The organism is Rhodoferax sp. SPJ4, assembly GCF_058216275.1.
On the sequence record NZ_JBYZMN010000001.1, the window covers coordinates 1,226,199 to 1,248,697 of the forward strand.

21 protein-coding genes are annotated in these 22,499 nt (G+C 68.8%); 15 read left to right on the plus strand and 6 right to left on the minus strand.

The window, feature by feature from the left end; all coding sequences use genetic code 11:
* The first annotated feature begins 203 nt into the window (after window positions 1-203).
* The 4 genes from AC4BAR_RS06015 to AC4BAR_RS06030 all read left to right on the plus strand — a co-directional run bounded on the left by AC4BAR_RS06015 (window position 204) and on the right by AC4BAR_RS06030 (window position 5,818).
* Window positions 204-2,042: an ExeA family protein gene (locus tag AC4BAR_RS06015; RefSeq protein WP_490626897.1), complete on the plus strand. Its 1,839-nt coding sequence runs from the start codon at window positions 204-206 to the stop codon at window positions 2,040-2,042.
* Between the two features lie 4 nt (window positions 2,043-2,046).
* The gene (locus tag AC4BAR_RS06020; RefSeq protein WP_490626898.1) at window positions 2,047-2,292 is read left to right on the plus strand and encodes a hypothetical protein; all 246 of its coding nucleotides are present in this window, start codon (window positions 2,047-2,049) and stop codon (window positions 2,290-2,292) included.
* An 80-nt stretch (window positions 2,293-2,372) separates the two neighbouring features.
* Entirely contained in the window at window positions 2,373-4,736 is a 2,364-nt protein-coding gene (locus AC4BAR_RS06025) for a Tex family protein (protein WP_490626899.1), read from the plus strand.
* A gap of 5 nt (window positions 4,737-4,741) precedes the next feature.
* A complete protein-coding gene (locus AC4BAR_RS06030; protein WP_490626900.1) occupies window positions 4,742-5,818 on the plus strand; it encodes a patatin-like phospholipase family protein in 1,077 nt (358 codons plus the stop codon).
* Between the two features lie 10 nt (window positions 5,819-5,828).
* Here AC4BAR_RS06030 and AC4BAR_RS06035 read toward each other — a convergent pair whose 3' ends face one another.
* From AC4BAR_RS06035 to AC4BAR_RS06050, 4 genes are all read right to left on the minus strand, one after another.
* Complete coding sequence (locus tag AC4BAR_RS06035; RefSeq protein ID WP_490626901.1) at window positions 5,829-6,389, minus strand: pyridoxamine 5'-phosphate oxidase family protein; 561 nt, start codon at window positions 6,387-6,389, stop codon at window positions 5,829-5,831.
* Window positions 6,390-6,402: 13 nt separating this feature from the next.
* Window positions 6,403-6,750, minus strand: a complete 348-nt coding sequence (locus AC4BAR_RS06040; RefSeq protein WP_490626902.1) for an HNH endonuclease — start codon at window positions 6,748-6,750, stop codon at window positions 6,403-6,405.
* Window positions 6,751-6,976: 226 nt separating this feature from the next.
* Window positions 6,977-8,047, minus strand: coding sequence for a J domain-containing protein (locus AC4BAR_RS06045; protein WP_490626903.1), 1,071 nt, complete (start codon window positions 8,045-8,047; stop codon window positions 6,977-6,979).
* 90 nt (window positions 8,048-8,137) lie between these two features.
* Complete coding sequence (locus AC4BAR_RS06050) at window positions 8,138-9,274, minus strand: iron-containing alcohol dehydrogenase (RefSeq protein ID WP_490626904.1); 1,137 nt, start codon at window positions 9,272-9,274, stop codon at window positions 8,138-8,140.
* A gap of 52 nt (window positions 9,275-9,326) precedes the next feature.
* Between AC4BAR_RS06050 and AC4BAR_RS06055 the strand changes: the two genes are divergently transcribed.
* The 7 genes from AC4BAR_RS06055 to AC4BAR_RS06085 all read left to right on the plus strand — a co-directional run bounded on the left by AC4BAR_RS06055 (window position 9,327) and on the right by AC4BAR_RS06085 (window position 17,643).
* Window positions 9,327-10,193 (plus strand): 2-keto-4-pentenoate hydratase, encoded by an 867-nt coding sequence (locus AC4BAR_RS06055; RefSeq protein ID WP_490626905.1) that lies wholly within the window; start codon window positions 9,327-9,329, stop codon window positions 10,191-10,193.
* 420 nt (window positions 10,194-10,613) lie between these two features.
* Window positions 10,614-11,699, plus strand: coding sequence for a hypothetical protein (locus AC4BAR_RS06060; RefSeq protein ID WP_490626906.1), 1,086 nt, complete (start codon window positions 10,614-10,616; stop codon window positions 11,697-11,699).
* An 84-nt stretch (window positions 11,700-11,783) separates the two neighbouring features.
* Window positions 11,784-12,833 carry a putative solute-binding protein gene (locus AC4BAR_RS06065; RefSeq protein ID WP_490626907.1) on the plus strand — a complete coding sequence of 350 codons (1,050 nt, stop codon included), beginning with the start codon at window positions 11,784-11,786 and terminating at the stop codon, window positions 12,831-12,833.
* Window positions 12,834-15,020 carry a TRAP transporter large permease subunit gene (locus AC4BAR_RS06070; protein ID WP_490626908.1) on the plus strand — a complete coding sequence of 729 codons (2,187 nt, stop codon included), beginning with the start codon at window positions 12,834-12,836 and terminating at the stop codon, window positions 15,018-15,020.
* A 58-nt stretch (window positions 15,021-15,078) separates the two neighbouring features.
* Window positions 15,079-15,723: a TetR/AcrR family transcriptional regulator gene (locus tag AC4BAR_RS06075; RefSeq protein ID WP_490626909.1), complete on the plus strand. Its 645-nt coding sequence runs from the start codon at window positions 15,079-15,081 to the stop codon at window positions 15,721-15,723.
* A gap of 44 nt (window positions 15,724-15,767) precedes the next feature.
* The gene (locus AC4BAR_RS06080) at window positions 15,768-16,739 is read left to right on the plus strand and encodes an alpha/beta hydrolase (protein WP_490626910.1); all 972 of its coding nucleotides are present in this window, start codon (window positions 15,768-15,770) and stop codon (window positions 16,737-16,739) included.
* Between the two features lie 37 nt (window positions 16,740-16,776).
* Window positions 16,777-17,643, plus strand: a complete 867-nt coding sequence (locus AC4BAR_RS06085; RefSeq protein WP_490626911.1) for a YbgC/FadM family acyl-CoA thioesterase — start codon at window positions 16,777-16,779, stop codon at window positions 17,641-17,643.
* Window positions 17,644-17,653: 10 nt separating this feature from the next.
* Here the strand turns inward: AC4BAR_RS06085 and AC4BAR_RS06090 are convergent, their stop codons facing one another.
* Together AC4BAR_RS06090 and ygfZ are read right to left on the minus strand one after the other, a co-directional pair.
* A complete protein-coding gene (locus tag AC4BAR_RS06090; protein ID WP_490626912.1) occupies window positions 17,654-18,436 on the minus strand; it encodes an NRDE family protein in 783 nt (260 codons plus the stop codon).
* Window positions 18,437-18,452: 16 nt separating this feature from the next.
* A complete protein-coding gene (ygfZ, locus tag AC4BAR_RS06095) occupies window positions 18,453-19,394 on the minus strand; it encodes a CAF17-like 4Fe-4S cluster assembly/insertion protein YgfZ (RefSeq protein ID WP_490626913.1) in 942 nt (313 codons plus the stop codon).
* A gap of 58 nt (window positions 19,395-19,452) precedes the next feature.
* Between ygfZ and mltG the strand changes: the two genes are divergently transcribed.
* Genes mltG through AC4BAR_RS06115 form a run of 4 tightly spaced genes read left to right on the plus strand, consistent with a single transcriptional unit; the run spans window position 19,453 to window position 22,493 of the window.
* Complete coding sequence (mltG, locus tag AC4BAR_RS06100) at window positions 19,453-20,436, plus strand: endolytic transglycosylase MltG (protein WP_490627203.1); 984 nt, start codon at window positions 19,453-19,455, stop codon at window positions 20,434-20,436.
* Between the two features lie 14 nt (window positions 20,437-20,450).
* On the plus strand, window positions 20,451-21,092 hold the full coding sequence (tmk, locus tag AC4BAR_RS06105) for a dTMP kinase (protein WP_490626914.1): 642 nt from the start codon (window positions 20,451-20,453) through the stop codon (window positions 21,090-21,092).
* A complete protein-coding gene (locus AC4BAR_RS06110) occupies window positions 21,089-22,102 on the plus strand; it encodes a DNA polymerase III delta subunit-related protein (RefSeq protein WP_490626915.1) in 1,014 nt (337 codons plus the stop codon). The genes tmk and AC4BAR_RS06110 overlap by 4 nt, the downstream gene beginning before the upstream one ends.
* Before the next feature lie 37 nt (window positions 22,103-22,139).
* Window positions 22,140-22,493: a PilZ domain-containing protein gene (locus AC4BAR_RS06115; RefSeq protein ID WP_490626916.1), complete on the plus strand. Its 354-nt coding sequence runs from the start codon at window positions 22,140-22,142 to the stop codon at window positions 22,491-22,493.
* The last annotated feature ends 6 nt before the right edge of the window (window positions 22,494-22,499 follow it).

Consider the following 22,499-nt stretch of genomic DNA (forward strand, 5'->3'; position numbering starts at 1 on the left):
CAAAGAAAAAGCGGGACGGCGAGCCAGTGCCCAAGAGTCGCTTGCCCGGCCCGCTTCTTACAGCCGGGTCCTGCCCCGTGCCCCGGCCCCAACCCCCAAACCCGGGGTTCGGGTCTTCCCCAGCCGCGTTCGGTCGAGGCCGCTGCCGCTTGCGGTGACAATGGTGTTTTCCGACCCGGCAGCCGACCCCGCATTCCCGACCCATGTACACCGAATTCTTTGGTCTCAAGGAAAGCCCCTTCTCGATTTCGCCCGACCCGCGCTACCTCTTCATGAGCGAGCGGCACCGCGAAGCGCTGGCCCATTTGCTTTACGGGCTGGGCGGCGGGGGCGGCTTTGTGCTGCTCACCGGCGAAATCGGCGCCGGCAAGACCACCGTCTGCCGCTGCTTTCTGGAGCAGATTCCGGCCAACTGCAACGTGGCCTACATCTTCAACCCCAAGCTCACGGTGATCGAGCTGCTGCGCTCGATCTGCGACGAGTTCCACGTCAGCTACCCCAAGCCCTCGCGCACCACGCCGCCCACGGTCACCGACTATGTGGACCCGCTGAACGCCTTTTTGCTCAAGGCCCATGCGGCCGGCAAGAACAACGTGCTCATCATCGACGAGGCGCAAAACCTGTCGGCCGACGTGATCGAGCAGCTGCGGCTGCTGACCAACCTGGAAACCAGCGAGCGCAAGCTGCTGCAAATCGTGCTGATCGGCCAGCCCGAGCTGCGCACGCTGCTGGCCCGGCCCGACATGGAGCAGCTGGCCCAGCGCGTGATTGCGCGCTTCCATTTGCCGGCGCTGTCCGAGACCGAGACCGCCCACTACATCAGCCACCGACTGGCGGTGGCCGGCCGGGTGGGCGAGGTGCCGTTCGACCGCAAGGCGGTGCAGCGCATCCACAAGCTGTCGCGCGGCGTGCCACGCCGCATCAACCTGCTGTGCGACCGCACGCTGCTGGGTGCCTATGCCACCGGCAAGGCCCAGATCGGCCGCGACATCGTCGACAAGGCCGCCCGCGAGGTGTTTGACGACGAGCCGTCGGCCGCGCCAGCCAAGCCAGCAGCGGCGGCTGCGCAGGCCTCGGCGGCCATGCCCTCGGTGCTGGTCCCGGCGGCCACCGATGCCGCCCCCGCCTCATTGGCCGCCCGCCTGGCCCAGACCCACCCCTATGCCTTGCTGGGTGCCGGCCTGGCGCTAGGCCTGCTGGTGTTTGGCCTGCTGAGCCTGGGCCTGCGTTCCGGTGGCACGGCCCCGGCGCCCGACGCCCTGGCCGCCGCCAGCCCGGGCGCCAGCGCACCGGCCAGCAGCAGCCCGGCCCCGGTGGCGCTGAGCAGCCCGCCGGTGGCCCCGGTCACCGCCGGTGGCAAGCTGGCGCCGAGCTTCGGCCAGGCCAGCGCACCCACCGCCGCCGCCACCCCCGCATCACCGCCAGCCACCGCGGCCGAAGCCGCGCCGACGCTGAAGGCCTTCCACCGCAGCGAGGCCGAGGCCTGGCGCGACCTGGCCGGCCTGTGGAAGCTGCAGCTGGGCCCAGGGGACCCCTGCACGCTGGCAGCGGCCCAGCAGGTCGAGTGTTTTGACCAGCAGAAAGCCACCCTCACCACGGTGCAGGCGCTGGACCGGCCCGGCATCCTGACGCTGTACGACAACAGCAAGAAGCCGGTGTACGCGCTGCTCAGCGGCCTGTCGGCCAAGTCGGCCACGCTGGTGGTGGGCGGGGTGTCGCAAACCCTGTCGTTGAACGCCTTGCTGCAGATGTGGCGCGGCGAATACTCCACGCTGTGGCGGGCGCCGCCCGAGTACCGCGGCAAGGTGCGGGTGGGGGCCTCCGGCCCACCGGTCGACTGGCTGGGTTCGCGGCTGGCCTTGCTGCAGGGCGGCCCCCAGCCGGCCGAGGGCAAGAAGGCCGATGCCTTGCTCAAATCACAGATCGCTGCCTTCCAACTCACCAGCGGCCTGAAAGCCGACGGCGTGGCCGGCGCCGAAACCTTCATGCAGCTGAACCGGGCCATTGGCGTCAACGAGCCCCGCCTCATCGTCGAGAAGTAAGGCCATGTCCAACATCCTGGATGCGTTGCGCGAAGCCCAGGCCCAGCGGCATGGCCGCCAGGCTGAACTGGACTTTGACACCATGCCAGCCTCCCCACCGGTGCCGCCGCCCCGGGCCGGGCGGATGTGGCTGTGGCTGCTGCTGTCCGCCCTGGGCGGCCTGGCCGCCGCCTGGGCCTGGTTTGCCTTCGGCCCCAGCGTGACGGTGGTGGCCCGCACTCTGGCACACTGCCCACCTTTTCAAGGCTAGCCCACCGGCTGGCCCCCATGCCCGGCGCCCCATGGGCGCGGGCCTCCTTTCCATTGATTGCCTTGCCCATGTCTTCCGTGATGTCCCGTATCGAAGCGCAGATTGCCCAGGAACTGCGCGTGTCCGTGGCCCAGGTGCGCGCCACCGTCGAGCTGATCGACGGCGGCGCCACCGTGCCTTTCATCGCCCGCTACCGCAAGGAAGTCACCGGCGGGCTGGACGATGTCCAGCTGCGCGAACTGGCCTACCGGCTGGACTACCTGCGCGAGCTGGAAGACCGCCGCGCCACCGTGCTCAAAAGCATCGACGAGCAGGGCAAGCTGAGCCCTGAGCTGCGTGCCGCCATCGAGGCCGCGCCCACCAAGCAGGAGCTGGAAGACCTCTACCTGCCCTACAAGCCCAAGCGTCGCACCAAGGGCATGATCGCCCGCGAAGCCGGCATTGAGCCCCTGGCCGACAAGCTGTGGACCGACCCCACGCTGAACCCGCAGGCCGAAGCTGAAGGCTTCACCAGCCCGGCCGGCACGGTGGAGGGCGCCGATTTCAGCAGCCCGCTGGCGGTGCTGGACGGTGTGCGTGACCTGCTGAGTGAACGCTGGGCCGAAGACGCGGCGCTGGTGCAGGCGCTGCGCGAATGGCTGTGGACTGAAGGGCTGTTCAAGAGCACATTGGCCAGCGGCAAGAACGAAAACGACCCCGACACCGCCAAGTTCCGCGACTACTTCGACTACGACGAGCCCATCGGCCGCGTGCCATCGCACCGCGCGCTGGCCGTGTTCCGTGGCCGCACGCTGGAGATCCTGGACGCCAAGCTGGTGCTGCCCGAGCCGGAACCGGTGGCCGCAGTGCCCGGCGCCAAGCCGGCCCCGGCGGTGAGCCTGGCCGAGGCCCGCATCGGCCAGCACCTGGGCTGGCGCCACCAGGGTCGCGCCGCCGACGACCTGCTGCGCAAATGCGTGGCCTGGACCTGGCGCGTCAAGCTGAGCCTGTCCACCGAGCGTGATTTGTTCGCCCGGCTGCGCGAAGACGCCGAGAAGGTGGCCATCAAGGTCTTTGCCGACAACCTGCGGGATTTGCTGCTGGCCGCACCGGCCGGTCCCAAGGTGGTGATGGGCCTGGACCCCGGCATCCGCACCGGCGTGAAGGTGGCCGTGGTCGACGCCACCGGCAAGCTGGTGGACACCGCCACCGTGTTCCCCCACGAGCCGCGGCGCGACTGGGACGGTGCGCTGCACACGCTGGCCAAGCTGAGCGAAAAACACGGCGTGAACCTGATCGCCATTGGCAACGGCACGGCCAGCCGCGAGACAGACAAGCTGGCCGCCGACTTGATGAAGCGCGCCGAGTTTGCCGACCGTGGCATGCAGCGCGTGGTGGTCAGCGAGGCCGGCGCGTCGGTGTACTCGGCCAGCGAGTTCGCCAGCCAGGAAATGCCCGATGTGGACGTCAGCCTGCGTGGCGCGGCCAGCATCGCCCGCCGCCTGCAAGACCCGCTGGCCGAGCTGGTGAAGATCGACCCCAAATCCATCGGCGTGGGCCAGTACCAGCACGACGTCAACCAGAGTGAGCTGGCCCGCACGCTGGAGGCGGTGGTGGAGGACTGCGTGAACGCGGTGGGCGTGGACCTGAACACCGCCAGCGTGCCGCTGCTCAGCCGCGTCTCCGGCCTGAGCGCCAGCGTGGCCAAGGCGGTGGTGCGCTGGCGCGAGGCCAACGGCGCTTTCCGCACCCGCAAGCAGCTGATGGACGTCAGCGGCCTGGGCGCCAAGACCTTCGAGCTTAGCGCCGGTTTTCTGCGCATCCGCGGCGGCGACAACCCCCTGGACATGACCGGCGTGCACCCCGAAACCTATCCCGTCGTAGAGCAAATCATCGCCAAGACCGGCACTCCGGTGGCCGAGCTGATGGGCCGCGCCGAGATGCTGAAAACCCTGCGCCCCGAGCTGTTCGCCAACGAGAGGTTTGGTGTCATCACCGTCAAGGACATCCTGGGCGAGCTGGAAAAACCCGGCCGCGACCCGCGCCCCGACTTCAAGGTGGCCCGCTTCAACGAGGGGGTGGACGACATCAAGGATCTGCGCGAAGGCATGGTGCTGGAGGGCACGGTCAGCAACGTGGCGGCCTTTGGCGCCTTTGTGGACCTGGGTGTGCACCAGGACGGCCTGGTCCATGTGAGCCAGCTCAGCCACAAGTTCGTCAACGACGCCCGTGAGGTGGTCAAAACCGGCGACATCGTCAAGGTGCGTGTGACCGAGGTCGACGTGGCCCGCAAACGCATCGCACTCACCATGAAGCTGGGCGACGCTCCGGCGCGCCGCGACGGCCCACGCGACAACCGTTTTGAAGGCGCCGGCCGCCACCAGCAACACCGCGCCGCGCCCAGCCAGCCTGGCAACACCGCCATGGCCTCGGCCTTTTCCAAGCTGCAGGGCCTGCGCAAATAAGGCCCATGCCCGCCCTTCGCCTCTACGCCGGCCCCGCCGCCCGGGCCCACATTGCCCGCCATGGCCTGCGTCCGCAGGACGTGCGGGTGGTGCCCGCCGCGGCCGGTGGCCCCAAAGGCCTGATGCTGGGCCCGCTGGACCGTTTCATTTTTGGTGACTGGCTCACGCGAAGCAGCCAGCCCGTGAACCTGGTGGGCGCGTCCATTGGCGCCTGGCGCATGGCCACCGCCTGTCTGGACGACCCGGTGCAGGCGCTGGCCCGGCTGGAGCACGACTACATCCGCCAGCACTACGAATTGCCGCCCGGCCAAAAGCGGCCCAGCGCCGCCCAGGTGAGTCGCCAGTTTGGCCAGAGCCTGGTCGACTTTTACGGCGGCCGGGTGGACCAGGTGCTGAACCACCCGCGCTTTCGGCTGCACATCGTCACCTCGCGTGGCCGGCACCTGTTGGGCCGCGAGCATGGCCTGCGCACGCCGCTGGGCTACCTGGGCGCTTTTGTCACCAACGGCCTGCACCGCAAAGCCATGGGCTCCTGGCTGGAGCGGGTGGTGTTTTCAACGCCGGGCGCGGCCCTGCCTTTTGCCAGCACCGACTACCGCACCCGGCAAGTGGCCTTGAGCGAGGCCAACTTCAACCCGGCCCTGCAGGCCAGCTGCTCGATTCCCTTTGTGCTGCAGGCCGTGCACCACATTCCCGGCGCACCGCCCGGCGCCTACTGGGACGGCGGCATCACCGACTACCACCTGCACCTGAACTACCCGGCCCAGACGGCCGGCGGCATTGTGCTGTACCCGCATTTCCAGAAAGCGGTGGTGCCCGGCTGGCTGGACAAGGGCCTGAAGTGGCGCCACCGCGCCACGCCATTCCTCGACAACATGCTGGTGCTGGCGCCCGACCCGGACTGGGTCAAGTCACTGCCCAACGCCAAACTGCCCGACCGTAAGGACTTCACCCACTACGGCCAAAACCTCGCCGCCCGGGTGGCGGCCTGGACCACGGCGGTGGCGGCCAGCCAGCGGCTGGCGGAGGAATTTGCCGAGTGGCTGGAAAGGCCGGACATGGGGCGGGTGGAAGCACTGTAATGCCCCTGGGTCAAGGCACCCGCCACGACCCTGTCCCGCCCGCGAAATGCGCCCGGTGATGCCCGTCGCGCGACAGCAGCAGCCAGTCCAGCGTCTGTACCTGGGCCAGCAGCACTGCCAGCCGGTGGTCGGGCCGCAGTGCGTCGGTGTCCTCCGGTGACCAGGCCGCGCCGGGCGCGTTGGCCGACAAATAGTCGCGGGCCGCCGTGGTGTTGGCCACCTGGGCCCAGGCCTGGTCGACCAGGGGCCCCTGGCGGTGCACGGTCACCTGGGCCTGCACCCGCAGCTGCCATTGCAGGGCCGGGCTCCAGAACACCAGGCTGGCCAGCGGCTCGCGGGCCAGCTCGGTCACCTTGGGGCTGCGGGCGTCGGTGAACACCGTCAGCATGCCGGCCACCGGGTCGGCGCCGCGCAGCACCACGGTGCGGGCCTGAGGAACGTCGTCGCGGCCCAGGGTGGCCAGCACCGGGGTGCGCCAGCCATGCTGGCGGTCGGTGCAGGCCTGGGCCAGTTCGGCCCACAACCGTGGCAACAGGTCCATTGGGTCGTCGGGCAGGGGCATGGGGGTCATGGCGGCTCCGGGTTCAGCGGCCCCGCACACGCTGGCTTTTGCGCGGGGTTTCAAAAAAGTCGTCGGGCTTGGTCTGCACCCAGGCCACGAAATGGGCCACCTCGGGCTGGGCGCGCAAGGCCTCGGGCGTGGGGTAATGGCGGGCCAGCTCGGTCTCGGTGAACAGCGCGTGCAGTTGCCGGTGGCAGATGCGGTGCAGCAGCGCGGTGGCGCGTCCGCCCTTGGACTTGGGCACCCAGTGGTGGGCGTCCTGCTGCGAAGGCGGCACCGGGCGGTCGCACAGTGGGCACAGCACCGGCGTGGGTGTCTGCTGCGCCGGCAGGCGCTCGGCCATCAGCAAGCGGCGGATGCGGCCGGCCATGGCGGGGCGGTGTGGGGGCAGGGTGGGGTGCTCACCCAGGAGATTGTCCGCGCTCGCCGGTTTCTGTGTTGGGCCAGGAACATTCAGCGCACTTGATGCAGATCAAGCCCCAGGCCGCGGCACAGGGCCACACTGGCCCCAGCTTCTTCAAAAGCTGGTTTAAGGAACCTCAAAACCCACCGGTGCTCCCGGTGGGTTTTGTTTTGGAGCCTGGCTTGGCGGGCCCTCAGGGCTGGCGCTTGGCCAGGGTGTTGCGGGTGCAGGCCTGGTAGGCCGCTTCCTGGGTCTGCCGCGACAAATGGCCGCAGGCCACGCTGACCGCCAGCTGCTCGGCCGCCGTGGGCTCCTGGCTGCTGATGCGGGGCGAAGTGTCGCCCTCCAGCGCCAGCCCGCCCAGGCCACTGGCGGCCTGGGCCTGTTCCATCTCTTCGACCGCCTGGCGCAGCGCCAAGTGGGCCGGAATGCCCTGTTGCAAGCGGGCGTAGGCCCGGGTCTTGACCTCGTCCACCAGCGCCTTGCGGAACAGCGGCGACCGCGGATCCAGCGCCGGGTGTTTCAGCTCCACCTCGCGCACCGCTTCGGCGTACAGCTGGCGGGCCTTGTCGGACTCGGGCGTGGCGGGGCGGGCCGGTGCCACCGGGGCAGCCACCTGGGGTACGGCAGCGGCCACGGCCACCGGCGCCTTGTGAGACGGGCCGTTGGCCGGCGGCTGGCCCAGCCGCGTCCAGGCCCAGGCCAGGCTGGTCACCACCAGCACCGCGCCCAGACCCAACCACGGCCAGGGCTGACGTGCCCAGGCCGGCCAGGCGGGCCAGTGGAAAGGCAAGGCGCGTGGGCCGGCATCTTCCGGGCCATGCCAGTCGGCGGTGTGGGCCGGCCGGGCTGCAGGGCGGCGGGACGGCGTGCGGGTCAACGCCCAGGGGTCCTCCGAGGGCTGGACCGGCGGGGCCTTGCCGTCCGGGTGGGGCTGGGGCGGCCACTGCACGGTTTGCGAGAAATGCTCGGGGCCCCAGACGGTGCTGGCGTCGCGCATCACCCGCTCGAACTTGACCTCGGGGTGGGGGTCCAGTTCGGCGTGAACCAGGCCATTGTCGTAACCGGCCCGCAGCGCGGGGTCGGACAAGACCTTGTAGGCCTCGTTGATGCGCACCATCTGCCGCACCGCCTGCGATTCGTTGCCGGGATGCTTGTCGGGGTGGTTTTGTTGCGCCAGCGCCCGGTAGGCCACGCGGATCACCGCGTCGCTCGCGGTGCGGGCGACCTGCAGGGTGTCGTAGTGGGTGTGCGGGCGGGTCATGGAGCGCGCCCAGGCCCTCAGCGGGCTCGGCGCGGTTGAAATTGTTTCACAAACCGGCGCCAGGCCGCCGCGCGGGCGCGGCGGGGCCGTTCAAAGCGAGGCGTGCAGCATGGCCCGGTAGTCGTCGGCGCTGGCCAGGCGCGGGTTGGTCTTGTGGCAGTGGTCAGCCAGCGCGCCGGTGATCACCCGGTCAAACACCTCGGGCGTGACGCCCAACGCGGCCAGGCCGGTGGGCAGGCCCAGCCGAGCGTTCATGTCGCGGATGGCCTCGGGCAGGTCGCTGGCGGAGGCCAGGCCCATGGCCTGGGCCATGCGTTCCAGCCGGCGTTCGTTGCGGATGGACGGGGCCTCGGCGTTGAAACGGATCACCGCCGGCAAAAACATCGCGTTCAGCGTGCCGTGGTGCAGCCGCGGGTCAATGCCGCCCAGGCTGTGGCTCAGCGAATGCACCGCCCCCAGACCTTTCTGGAAGGCCATCGCACCCTGCATGGACGCGCTCATCAGGTTCAGCCTGGCCTCGCGGTCGGCGCCCTGGTGGGTGGCGCGCTCGATGTGGGCCCAGGCCCGCTGCAAGCCGTCCAGCCCGATGCCGTCGGCCGGCGGGTTGAAGGCCGGCGCCATGAAGGTTTCCATGCAATGGGCGATGGCGTCCATGCCGGTGGCGGCGGTGAGCTTGGGGGGCAGGCCCAGCGTCAGCTCGGGGTCGCAGATGGCGGCCTTGGGCAGCAGGTTCCACGAGTGGAAACCCAGCTTGCGGTGGTCGTCGACGATGAGGATGGCGCCGCGCGCCACCTCGCTGCCGGTGCCGCTGGTGGTGGGCACGGCGATCAGCGGCGCGGCGCGGTCGGTGATGCGGGGCGAGCCGCCTTCGATGGTGGCGTAATGGGTCAGCGGGCCGTCGTGGGTAGCGGCAATCGCCACGCCCTTGGCACAGTCGATGGCCGAGCCACCGCCCACGGCAATCAGGCCATCACAGCCCGCCGCCTTGTACTGCGCCACCGCGGCACGCACCGCCGCCTCGGTGGGGTTACTGGGGGTCTGGTCGAACACCGCCACCGCCATGCCGGGCAGGGCGTCGAGGGCTTTTTGCAGGATGCCGGCGGCCCGCACCCCGGCGTCGGTGACCACCAGCGGCCGGTTGATGCCGACCCGTTCGCACTCCTGTTTCAGCAGCTGGACCGCGCCAAAGTCGAACTGGATGTGGGTCAGGTAGTAGATGTAGGCCATGGACGCTCGCGGTTGTAGGATGCCACCACCACTTTAACGTCAGGAGACCGCGATGCGCCCCTTGTTCCCGTGGATTGGCGTCACGTTGGCGATAGCCAGCACCGCAAGTTCCGCCGCCTGCCTCAGCGACGCCGAGGTCACGGCGCTGGTGGCCCAATGGCAGGCCCGCACGCCGGCCGCCGTGGCCGGGCCCGACAACGCCGCCGAGGCCAGTTGCACCCGTGCCAAGTTCAACGCCCAACTGGCCCAGAAGCTGGGTCCGGTAATCGGCTACAAGGCCGGCCTGACCAACCCGGCGGTGCAGAAACGCTTCAACGCCAGTGAGCCGGTCTGGGGCAAGCTCTACCAGGGCATGCTGCTGGCCGATGGTGCCACGGTGGACGCCGGCTTTGGCTCGCGCCCGCTGTTCGAATCCGACCTGCTGGTGCGGGTGAAAAGCGAGGCCATCAACCAAGCCAGCACACCCATGGAGGTGCTGGCGGCGATTGACCAGGTGATCCCCTTCATCGAGCTGCCCGACCTGGTGGTCACGCCAGGCACGCCACTGAACGGCTTGTCCATCAGCGCGATCAACGTCGGTGCCCGCATGGGCGTGACCGGCACACCGGTGGCCGTGCCGGTCACGCGTGGCGAGCGCCACGCCATGCACGACGCCTTGCGCGACATGGTGGTGACACTGTCTGACGGCAGTGGCGCCACGCTGGGCCAGGGCAAGGGCAGCGACGTGCTGGGCCATCCGCTGAACGCGGTGGTGTTTCTGGCCCAGGCGCTGGCCAAGGAAGGTCTGGCGATGAAGCCCGGCGAGTTGATCAGTCTGGGCTCTTTCTCCCCCTTGCTGCCGCCCAAACCGGGGCAGAAGGTGGTGGTGCGCTACGACGGCCTGACCGGTGCACAGCCGGTGTCGGTGCAGTTCCGCTGAGCGTCATCGGCTTCGGCCACCGGCGGGATGAACGGGCGAACGGCCCGGCCAGCGCCGTGGTCAGCCGGCTTCTCCGGGCCATGGTGGGCCCTACCTGTGGCTTTTTACTCGCCCAGGTCATCAATGCCATCAAACACTGTCACATATTTGACAGAAAACCTCGAAACTTACAGCCGTGTAAGGGTATTCGAGAATGGTTCACCTTTAGGTCAAAGGCTATCATATTGAACATAACTGTTCAAATTAGATCACTGATATTTATCAGTTTCTAATGTCACTCTGACAGCCAAAACCCATTGCCTCAGCGCGGTGGGGCCGCAGCCAGGGACACAGTTGTGAACCAGTGTCCCTGCGCCGGGCGGGCTCCAAAGGAGGCCATCGGCGCATGGGGTGTTCCTTGACCTACTGTGAATCTGCACCATGGCCCGTCTCTCTCCAGTTTCTCCGTCTGCCCGCGGCCTGTCGCTGCGGTCCCGTCGCTTGCTGATGGCCACCTCGGTCATGGGCCTGGCGCTGCTCACCGGTTGCCAATCGATCCAGCGCGGCGCCACCAACATGACCCTGGGGGTGATGGAGCGCAACACCGTGCCGCCGGTGCTGCAGGTGCCCGACCTCGACACCGGCTGCACCCACGCCACCGCCATGGTGCCGCTGGTGGCCTCGTTCCGCTCCTTCCATGGCGACCCGTCGGGCCTGGAGTCCATTTTGTCCACCTCGTCCAGCCTGTGTGCCGAGAACGAGGCCAATGTCGAGGAGCTGCGTTACCTGCGGGCGCAGAAAGACCGCCGCACCAGCGACGCCCTAGACGCCCGCACCAACCACAAGCGCCTGCTGGACCGCACCGCCCGCCGCCAGCTGGCCGCCTTCGATTTGATGCGCGCGGCGCTGGAAAAGAAATACCGCTTCCAGTACGGCCAGACCTGCCCGATCGGCAAGTTCAAGCGCAAGGACGCCGAGTTTGACCAGCTGATTTACCTGCTGGGCACCATCTCCGGCCTGCAGGCGGTGGTCAACGACGTGGCGGCGCAGAAGGCCGTGGGCGTGCCCACCGACATTCCGCCCAAGGCCGAATTCGCGATGGGCTGCCTGGACAACACCAAGTGGTGGGGGGTGCCCCAGGCCATCCAGGCCACGGTGTGGAGCGTGGTGCCTGGCGCCTCGGCCGGCAAGGACATTCCCGGCACTTACAACCAGGCCATGACCCTGGGCGAGCGCCAGGGCATGCGACTGCCCCATGTGCTGGCAGCCATCGGCAGCGGCTTCTCCGACGACAAGCGCCGGGTGCGCGAGATCCTGCGCCGCTCGGCCACCGTCAGCGACTTCAAGCCCAGCCCCGAATACCGCTACATCGATGAAGCCGCCGCCACCTCGCTGCGCCACATGTCCGACCGCGACTGGACGCTGGGCACCGGCGCCCGCACCCCGGTCGGCGCCATGGGCAGTTTCTGGGACGAGCAGGCCACGGCCAGCAAAGACAACATCGATGCCAGCGAGTTCCTGAAGTGATTTGGTGATTTCCCCCTGTTTTTTCTTTTCCCTGTTTTCTGCGCCGCCGAGCGGTGGCGCCCAACCCTTTGAAGGAGAGTGTTCATGACCGCATTCAAATCCCTCCGCACGGCCGCGCTGATTGGCCTGGGCCTGGCCATTGGCGCCAGCGCCAGTGCTGGCCAGAAAGTCTGTGTTTACGACCTGCTGGGCAACAGCGGCGACGTCTTTGACCTGGCCAAGGACTACGCCCTGGAAATGCAGAAGCTGGGCGTGCAGCTGGAGCTCAAGGCCTACACCGACGAGCGTGTGGCCACCGAAGACTTCCGCACCGGCCAGTGCGACGGTGTGATCGCCATGGGTTTCCGCACCCGCCAGTTCAATGCGGTGGCCGCGTCCATCGACACCCTGGGCTCCACGACCATCCTGCGCGGCGGCAAGATCGATTTGCCGGCCAGCTACGAGGTGGTGCGCCGCACCATCCAGACCTTTGCCCGTCCGGAAGCCGCCAAGCTGATGGTGGAAGGCAACTACGAGGTGGCCGGCATCCTGCCCATGGGCGCGGCCTATCCCATCGTCAACGACCGCAAGATCAACTCGGTGGAAGCGCTGGCCGGCAAGAAGATGGCCGCCTTCGACTACGACAAGGCCCAGGCGGTGATGATCCAGAAGATCGGCGCCCAGCCGGTGTCGGCCGACATCAGCAACTTCTCGACCAAGTTCAACAACGGCTCGGTGGACTTTGTGGCCGCGCCCGCGCTGGCCTACAAGCCGCTGGAACTGCACAAGGGCGTGGGCAAAAAGGGCGCCGTGGTGCGTTTCCCCATCCTGATCCTGACCGCCCAGATGATCATCAACCAGAGCAAGTTCCCGGCCGGCTACGGGCAGAAGTCGCGCGAGTACTGGCTGAGCCAGTTTGACCGTGCGAAGAAGTCCATCGACGCCGCCGAACTGAGCATTCCCGCCGAGACCTGGATGGACCTGGGCTCGGCCGACGGTGGCAAATACACGCTGATGCTGCGCGAGTCGCGCATCGACATCGCCAAGCAAGGCCTGTACAACAAGACCGGCCTGAAGGTGCTCAAGCGCGTGCGCTGCAGCCTGAACGCGGCCGACTCCGAGTGCGCCTCCAAGTCCGAGGAAGAGTGGAACTAAATGAGCACGGTTGACGGAGGCGGTCGATTCCTGAACCGCAGCGGCCTGGAGTGGCTGGCCAGCCTGCCAGTTTTCCTGCTGTTGGTGCTGACGCTGGTGATCAGCACCGGCGAGATGCTGCATGGCCGCATGCTGCAGCTGGGCGAAACCATGTTTGGCGACCCCGCGGCGCAGGTGCAGTACTTCATGCTGCGCGGCGACCCGCAGAAGCCAAGCTGCGACCCCAACCCCGACCTGGAGGCCTTGCTGGCCTCGGGGCAGGGCGGGACGGCGCCCAAGGCCAAGGCGCCGGCCGACGCGGTGGACGCGCTGTTTGGCGACGCCCCCAGCGGCGCTGGCACCGACCAGCGTGCCGCGCTCGAAGGCGCGCGCGACGAATGCCGGCTGAAGCAGGGGCTGTACGAACGGGTGGTCAACCACATCACGCCGGCGGTCAAGGTTTTCCGCACGCTGGAAACCGGCTTCTTCGCCTTGTTTCAGGTGGGCACCGACAACCGGCCGCTGATTCTGCTGCTGATTCTGGCGCTGGCTGCGGTGACCACCACCCTGGGCCACCACCACATCAGCATCCGGCCGCCGCGCTACACCCGCGACTACCTGCTGCAGAACCTGTCGATTGCCATCGCCTCCGCGCTGCTGCTGTTCTCCAGCATCCGTTACTACCAGATCACCCGTGACACCGGCCTGGTGATCGAGCATCCGCTGCTGCACCTGTTGTGGTGTTTGATGTTCGTCGTCATGCTGGGCATTTCGGTGGTTCGCCTGGTCAAACCGCCGGCGGCCACGGCGGGCACCGGCAGCTGGGGCCTGGCCCTGTTGTCTGTGCCGCTGTTTGCCTCCATGGGCATTCTGTGTGGCCTGTACTTCATCACCCACGGCCACCCGTCAGGCCTGGCGATCTACATCAACCAGTTGATGGAGCTGCCGACGATTTTCCTGAACCTGGGCCTGTTCATCCTGGCCGGCATGCTGCTCAAGCAGACCGACATCGTCGACCGCTTCATGAATTTGCTACGGCCCTGGCGCCTGTCGCCCGAGCTGCTGACCTACATCATCCTGCTGGCCGCGGCGGTACCCACCGCCTACACCGGCGCCTCGGGCATCTTCGTGATCGCCGCCGGCGGCATCATTTACCGCGAGGTCTTGCATGCCGGGGGCACGCGCCAGTTCGCGCTGGCCGCCACCGCGATGTCGGGCTCGCTGGGCGTGGTGCTGCGGCCCTGCCTGCTGGTGGTGCTGATTGCGATGCTGAACAAGCAGGTCACCACGGCCAAGCTGTTCCACTGGGGCCTGTTCGTCTTTTTGCTGACCTCCACGCTGTTCTTCCTGGCGTCGCAGCTGCGCCGCACCCAGCGCGAGCAGGTCGAGGTGCCCATGGTCGCCATCCGCGCCATGCTGCGCGAGAGCGTGCATGTGCTGCCCTATGTGGCGGTGACCTTTGCCATCATCCTGTTCTACGCGCTGGCGCTGGACACCTCGCTGAACGAGATCAGCGCACCCACCATCATGCCGGTGCTGATGCTGCTGTTGCTGATTCTGGACAAGTGGCTCAACAGCCGGCGCAAGACGGCCCCGGCGCCGGTGGTGGCGCCCAAGACGGCGACCCACGAGGCCCATGTGCCGGCCGAAAAGCTGGAGCCGGCGATCCGTTTTGCCACCAATGAGACCATTGGCCACATCGGCTCGCTGATCACGCTGATGGCGCTGTCGATGGCCGTGGGCGGGGTGGTGGAGCGCTCGGAAATCATGAGCCATGCGCCCCAGACCTTCGCCAACGTGTGGATCGCCATGGCCTTCCTGCTGGTGACCAAGGTGTTGCTGGGCATGATCATGGACCCGTTTGGCGCGGTGATTCTGGTGTCCAGCACGCTGGCACCCATCGCCTACAACAACGGCATCGACCCGGTGCATTTCTGGATGATGGTGCTGGTGGCCTTTGAGCTGGGCTATTTGCTGCCACCGGTGGCGCTGAACCAGCTGCTGACCCGACAGGTCATTGGCGAGGCGGAAATCGACGCCGCCGATGCCGAGGTCAAATCGCTGGGCTTTTACCAGCGCTACGAGCGGTGGATTCTGCCCTCGGTGGTGATGACGGTGGGCCTGGTCATCGTCGCCTTCCTGCCGCTGGCGGTGGAACAGTTCGAATGGCTGTCGCCGGTCAAGCAGATTTTCCTGCCAGGCAATTGACGCGCTGGCGGTCAGACCGGCAACGGTCTGGCCGCGGCGACTACACTGCGCACCCTGAATGAACAAAGCAGCCACCAGCACCGAAGAAGCACCGGCCCTGAACCCGCGCATGGCCCGCATCTACAAGGCGGCCATGCAGCTGTTTTCCGAGCGCGGCGACCCCGAGGTCAATGTCAGCGAGCTGGCGCAGATTGCCGGGGTGGCCCGCGGCACCATCTACAACAACATCGGCGACCTCGACACCTTGTTCACCGACGTGTCCAGTCATGTGGTGGCCGAGATGAGCGAGCGGCTGGGCCTGGCGCTGGCCAGTGTGGCCGCGCCCGAGCGCCGGCTGGCGCTGTCCATCCGGCTCTTCATCCGGCGCTCCCATGAGGAGCGCTACTGGGGCCATTTCATGATGCGCTACGCCCTGTTCACACCGTCTTTCGAGGCCTTGCTGATCGGCCTGCCGCAGCACGATGTGGAGCAAGGTCTGGCGGTGGGCCGGTTCCAGGTGCGACCCGAGCAGATGCCGTCGGTGCTGGCCATGATCGGCGGCACGGTGCTGTCGGCCATGCGCATGGTGCACGAAGGCCACAAGACCTGGCGCGACGCCGGCAGTGACGCCGCCGAGCTGGTGCTGCGTGCCGTGGGTGTGGCCGCCGACCAGGCCCAGACCATCAGCACCGCCGATTTGCCCGTCTTGCCCGCGCTGGAGTGAGGCCCAGGGCCGCCCAGGCCCCGGCCTTGTGGTCGAATACCGCCATGTCCCCCACCGCACCTGGCCCGAGCCCGAGCCCCAGCCTGTTGACTGCCGCCATGCGTGGCGTGCTGGACCGCATGGCGCGCGCCAACCGTCCCCCGCTGCACAGCCTGTCACCGGCCCTGGCCCGCGCCGCCTACGAGGCCGGCGCCGGCGTGCTGGAACTGAACGCGCCCGCCATGGCCCGGGTCGAGCCCCTGACGCTGACCGCACCGGACGGGCACGCCATCCCAGCCCGGTTGCTGGCCCCCAGCACCGAGCGCCTGCCGGTGCTGGTGTATTTCCACGGCGGCGGCTTCACCGTGGGCAGCATCGCCTCGCACGACACCCTGTGCCGGGTGCTGGCCACCCAGGCCCACTGCGCGGTGGTGTCGGTGGACTACCGGCTGGCGCCCGAGCACCGTTTTCCGGTGGCGGTGGACGACGCCTGGGCCGCCTTGCAAGGCGTGGCTGCGCAGGCCGATGCCTGGGGTCTGGACGGCCAGCGCCTGGCGGTGGGCGGCGACAGCGCCGGTGGCACGCTGGCCGCCGTGTGTGCGCTGCTGGCCCGCGACGCCGGCCTGCCGCTGGCGCTGCAGCTGCTGTTCTACCCCGGCACCTGCGCCCACCAGGACACGCCGTCCCACACCCGCTTCGGCCACGGCTTTGTGCTGGAGAAAGCCCATGTGGACTATTTCTTCGACCAGTACATCCCGCGCGAACAGCGCAGCGACTGGCGTTTTGCCCCGTTGAACGCGGCCGACCACGCCGGTGTGGCGCCGGCCTGGCTGGGCCTGGCCGAATGCGACCCGCTGGTCGACGAAGGTGTGTTGTACGGGGACGCACTGCGCGCCGCCGGCGTGGCGGTCGATCTGGAAATCTACCGCGGCGTGGTGCACGAATTCATCAAGATGGGCCGGGCCATTCCCGAGGCCTTGACTGCCCATGCCGACGCCGCGCGGGCGCTGCGCGAGGCTTTTGCCCGCGCCGCCTGAGCGGCACCATTCTGTCAACCTGACCCTTGCCAACGCCATGCCATTGACCCGCGACGACTTCCGTTTCTTCCACCGCCTGCGTGTGCGCTGGGCCGAGGTGGACATGCAAAAAATCGTCTTCAACGGCCATTACCTGATGTACTTGGACACCGCCGTTGGCGACTACTGGCGCGCCATGGCCCTGCCTTACGAGGCCGCGATAGTTCAGCTGGGCGGTGACCTCTACGTGAAGAAAGCCACGCTGGAGTACCACGCCTCGGCCCGCTACGACGACCAGCTGGACATCGGCATGCGCTGTGCGCGCATCGGCCGCTCGTCGCTGGTGTTTTCGGCCGCCGTGTTCCGCGGCGCCACCGAGCTGGTGTCGGGCGAGCTGGTCTACGTGTACGCCGACCCGGCCACCCAGACCTCGCAGGCTGTGCCCGATGCGCTGCGAGGGGCCATGCAAGGTTTCGAGGCCGGCGAGGCCATGGTCACGCTGGACGGCGGCGACTGGACGGCGCTGCAGGCTTTGGGCGCGCCGCTGCGCCGCGACGTTTTTGTGGCCGAGCAGGGCGTGCCCGAGGCCATGGAATGGGACGAGGACGACGCCCGCGCCTGGCACCTGGTGGCCCGCAACCGGCTCGGAATGGCGGTGGCCACCGGCCGGCTGCTGCCGGCGCTGGATGGCGTGGCCAGACTGGGCCGGATGGCGGTGCGCCACGACCTGCGCGGCAGCGGTCTGGGCCAGCAGGTGCTGCAAGCCTTGTTGGCCCAGGCCCGCGCGCGCGGCGACCAGGCCGTGGCCATCCATGCCCAACGCAGCGCCGAAGGCTTTTACCGCCAGGCCGGTTTTGTCGCCCATGGCGAACCTTTCGACGAGGCCGGTATTCCCCACATCGGCATGCGGCTGGCGCTGGCCTGAGCGCGCCCCGCTACCAGACCAGGCTGCAGTGCGCCTCGGTGGAGGCCGAGGCATAGCTGCGTTCGCGCAACGCCACCCGGGTGGTGGTGCCTTCGGCCGTGGCCACCAGCACCGTGCTGCAGCGGGTGCCGTAGCCGGCCTCGGGCAGGTCAACCCAGACGCTGGACAGGCCCCACTCCATGGCCAGCGGCACGCCGGTCTGGGGCAGGGCGTCGGTGGAGGCACGGGCCGGGTCTTGCAACGCGGCCATCAGCGCATCGGCCAGTGCGCTGTCGCTGGTGCTTTCGGCCAGGGCCTCGGCCAGCCGCTGTTTCAGCCTCAGGGTTTTGGGCCAGGGGGTGTCGAGCGCGGCATTCGACAGGCCGTACAAGCCCGGCGCCAGCGCCCGGCTGGCCGGCGCCAGGCCATTCGACACATAGCGCCAGTCGCCGCGGTGCACATCGCCCACCACCAGGTTGAAGCCGGCGTAGTCACGGTGCTCCAGCGCGGCGGCGAAGGCCGCCGAATCACCGTCACCGGCCAGCCAGCGGGTGACCAGTTCGCCCCGGCTGCGGGCACCGCGCTCAGGCTGGCCCTGGCGCACATTGGTCAGCAGGGCCAGGCGGCCACTGGGCGTGGTGCCCAGCCAGGTGCCGCCGTCCTGCAGGTCGCGACCGGCCACCACCACCCGGCCGTTGGGCAGTGCCCATTCGGCCAGCGCTGCGGCCGGCCGGCTGCGGTACTCGTCGCGGTTGGAGGCCAGCACCAGCGGCCAGCGGGGGTGGACGCCAATGGCCAGCGCACTCAGGCACATGGGGCCGCCTGGGTGCTCAGATGTCGTCGAGCAGGGCGTAGGGCAGGGCGCGCAGCGCCAGCGCCGGCCCGTCGGCAGCGGCCAGGTGCAGCGGCGGGCCCTCGGTGGCGGCCACCTGCAGCGAGGCGATGGCGTCAAAGCCGCCCAGCGGGGAGGGTGCGGCCAGCGCAATGGTTCCGGCCGGCTGGGTCGGGTCGGCCGCGGCAAACACCGCCTGGCCGGCCACCATGGCCACCTCGCCATGCAGGATGAAGCCGCGGCGCTTCAGCGTGCCACGGAACTGGCTGCGGGCCACCACCTCCTGCCCGGGGTAGCAGCCCTTTTTGAAATTCACGCCGCCCACCGACTCGTAGTTCAGCATCTGCGGCACAAAGGCCTCCACCGTGGCCGCGCTCACCGGCGCCACGCCGCTCAGCACCTCGCCCCATTGCCACAGGTCGGTCGACAGCGCGGCGCCAGCGGGCGCCGGCTCGCTGGCCGGGCCCACCCACAGCGCCCGGGCCACATCGCCGGCCGCAGGCAGCCGGGCCAAGGTGGCCGCGCCCAGGTCGAGCTTGGTGGTTCCAGCCGGCCAGTCGGCGGCCAGCGCCAGCAGCGCGTCGCCGGCCAGGCCATAGACGGCCAGATCGTCGCTGGCGTCGCGCAGCTGGGCCTTGGCACGCAGCACAAACATGCTCAGCCGCTTCAGCGTGGGGGCCAGCAGGTCGCGCTGGCAAACCAGGCGCACGCCCTGCGGGCCCTGGCGGGTCATGACAAAGCTGGCCAGCATCCGGCCCTTGGCCGAACAGAAGGCGGCCAGCCTGGCCTCGGCCTGGCCCATCAAGGCCACGTCCTGGGTCAGCTGGCCGTGCAGGAATTTGGCGGCGTCCTCGCCGCTGACCTCGATCACGCCCAGGTGGGTCAAACGGGCCACACCATTCAGGTGGCTGGCCAGGGCAGGGTTCAGAGAAGCACTCATCGGTGAATTATCATGCCCCGATGATGGACATGCAGGAGACGGCCCGGTGACCCGGTGGATGGTGCGGATGCTGGGTTGGGGCCTGGCCCTGGCCTTGCTGGCCGGCGGTGGTGCGGCCTGGTGGCTGCAAACGCCGGTGGTGGCTGGCAGCCAGCCGCTCGATCTGGCCATCGAGGCCGGCACCACGCCCCGGGCGGTGGCCAAGCTGGCGGTGGACAGCGGGGTGCAAACCAACCCCTTGCTGCTGTACGCCTGGTTCCGCCTGTCCGGCCAGGACCGGCAGATCAAGGCCGGCAGCTACGAGCTGGACCCCGGCACCACGCCCTACAGCCTGCTGCAAAAGCTGGTTCGGGGCGACGCCTCGATGCGTTCGGTGACGCTGGTCGAAGGCTGGAACATCCGCCAGCTGCGCGCCGCGCTCGCCAAGGCCGAAGCCCTGAAACCCGACAGCGCCACGCTGGGCGACACCGAACTGATGGCTCGGCTGGGCCGGCCCGAGCAGATGCCCGAGGGCCGGTTTTTCCCCGACACCTACGCCTATGCCAAGGGCAGCAGCGACATCGCGGTGCTGCAACGCGCGCTGCGGGCCATGGACAAGCACCTGGCCGAAGCCTGGGCCCTGCGCGCTGCCGACACGCCGCTGCGCTCGCCCGACGAGCTGCTGACCCTGGCCAGCATCGTGGAAAAGGAAACTGGTCAGCCGGCCGACCGGCCGCTGATCGCCGGCGTGTTCACCAACCGGTTGCGCAACGGCATGCTGCTGCAGACCGACCCGACGGTGATTTACGGCCTGGGCGCGCAGTTTGACGGTAACCTGCGCAAGGCCGACCTGCAGACCGACACCCCCTACAACACCTACACCCGCGCCGGCCTGCCACCGACACCGATCGCCATGCCCGGAAAAGCCGCGCTGCGCGCCGCGGTGCAGCCGGCCGCCACCCGGGCGCTGTACTTCGTGGCCCGCGGCGACGGCTCCAGCGAGTTCAGCGCCACGCTGCAGGAGCACAACCGCGCGGTCAACAAATTCCAGCGCGGCCAGTGACCGACAATCGGCCAATGGCGGGACTTTTCATCAGCTTCGAGGGCATCGACGGTGCCGGCAAATCCAGCCACATCGACACCCTGGCCCAGGCGTTTCGCGCCCAGGGCAGGGCGATCACGCTGACCCGCGAGCCCGGTGGCACGCCGCTGGCCGAAAAGCTGCGCGCCCTGGTGCTGCACGAGGCCATGGACCCGCTGACCGAGGCCTTGCTGATTTTTGCCGCCCGCCGCGACCACATCGAGCAGGTCATCCGGCCGGCGCTGGCCCGCGGCGAGGTGGTGTTGTGTGACCGCTTCACCGACGCCAGCTTCGCCTACCAGGGCGGCGGCCGTGGCTTTGACCTGGCCGTGTTGGCCACGCTGGAGCAATGGGTGCAGCAGCAGGGCGACGACGCTGCCGCCGGCCTGCTGCAACCCGACCTGACGCTGTGGTTTGACCTGCCCCCGGCCGTGGCCGCGGTGCGGCTGGCCGACGCCCGCCTGCCCGACCGCTTCGAGGGCCAGCCCCAGGCCTTCTTCGAGCGGGTGGCCGAGGGCTACCGCCAGCGTCTGGCGGGTGCACCCCAGCGTTTTTCCCGCATCCATGCCGACCAGGCCCGCGACAGCGTGGGCAACCATGTGCTGGCCGCGGTGCGCCAGCGGGGCTGGCTGGCATGAGCGCCGCCACGCCCTGGCTGGTGAGCCAGCTGGGCAACTTGAGCCGACAGCGCGGCCACGCCTGGCTGCTGCAAGGGCCATCCGGCCTGGGCCAGTACGAACTGGGCCTGGCCATGGTCAGCACCTGGCTGTGTGACCAGCCGCAAACCACCGCCGACGGCGGCCAGGCCGCCTGCGGCCAGTGCGCCAGCTGCCACCTGATGGGCGCCCACACCCACCCCGACCTGGTTTTGCTGATGCCAGAGACCGACATGCTGGCACGCGGCTGGGCGCTGAGCGAAAAGGCCCAGCGCGAGATCGACGACAAAAAGCGCAAGCCCAGCAAGCAGATCCGGGTCGAGGCCATGCTGGAGGCGGTGGAGTTCTCGCAGCGCACCAGCGCCCGCGGCCGCGGCAAGGCCATGCTGGTCTACCCGGCCGAGCGCATGAACGTCATCACCGCCAACGCCTTGCTCAAGACCCTGGAAGAACCACCCGGCGACATGCGTTTTGTGCTGGCCAGCGAAAGCGCCCATCAGCTGCTGCCCACCATCCGCAGCCGCTGCCTGGGCCATGCCATGGTCTGGCCCGAGGCCCAGGCCGCTGCCGACTGGCTGGCCGGGCAGGGCCTGGACGTCCCCACCGCCCAGGCCTGGCTGCGCGCCTCCGGCGGCCGGCCGGAGGCCGCGCTGCAGATGGCCCAGGCCGGCCTGCCGCTGGCGTTGTGGCAAAGCCTGCCCAAGGCGGTGGCGCGCGGTGACGCCAGCCCCATGGCCGACTGGGCCCCGGCCCAGGTGGTGGACGCATTGCAAAAGCTCTGTCACGACCTGATGGCGGTGCAGCAGGGCGCGGCCCCCCGCTTTTTTGAAGCCAGCCAGTTGCCACCGGCCCCGGCGATGCGGCCGCTGGCCCGCTGGGCCAAGGACTTGATGGCCGCCGCCCGCACCGCCGAACACCCGTTCAACCCCGGCCTGATGCTGGAAGCCCTGGTCAGCGAGGCGCGCCGGGTGCTGGCAGCCGTTGCCACCTGAGCCCCACGGTGGCAAGCCTTCCCGTACACTGGCAGCCATGAGTTTGTCCACGCCGCGCCCCAGCGTCATCCAGCTCGCCATCAAGGAGAAGGCGGCGCTGTACGCGGCCTACATCCCGTTGTTTGCCCAGGGCGGCATCTTCATCCCCACCCAGCGAGACTACCGGCTGGGAGACGATGTCTATGTGCTGCTGTCGCTGCCCGATGACGCCCAGCGCTACCCGATCGCCGGCAAAGTGGCCTGGGTGACCCCACCCCATGCGGCCAACAGCCGCACACAAGGGGTGGGCATCCGCTTCCCCAGCGACGAAAAATCGCGGATGCTGAAGTTCAAGATCGAGGAAATCCTCGGTGCCCACATGGCGTCCAACCGCCCCACCCAGACCATCTGAGGTCGT